Origin of the sequence: Bacteroides caecigallinarum, assembly GCF_016901995.1 — a bacterium.
Taxonomy (GTDB): domain Bacteria; phylum Bacteroidota; class Bacteroidia; order Bacteroidales; family Bacteroidaceae; genus Phocaeicola; species Phocaeicola cellulolyticus.
On the sequence record NZ_JACJLE010000216.1, the window covers coordinates 1 to 235 of the forward strand.

1 protein-coding gene is annotated in these 235 nt (G+C 44.3%); it reads left to right on the forward strand.

Annotated features, from left to right (window positions below):
* Positions 1 to 235, forward strand: a 235-nt coding sequence (locus tag H6A61_RS15695) for an AAA family ATPase (protein ID WP_204394822.1), incomplete at both ends; no start/stop codon positions are given.

The window sequence follows — 235 nt, forward strand, 5'->3', positions numbered from 1 at the left end:
GCCAATAATATGACTGAGGAGGAAGCGAAAGCGAAACTGAAGGAACTGTATGACGGGTATCACTTCAACGAGGATTGTGTGGATATTTATAACCCGTTCAGCATACTTAATACTTTTGCCAAAAAAAGATTTGGTGATTATTGGTTCGAGACGGGTACGCCTACTTTCCTAGTGGAGCTGATGAAGGGATGCGGATATAACCTGAAGAAGCTGATGAGGGAGTATGCTACGGCGG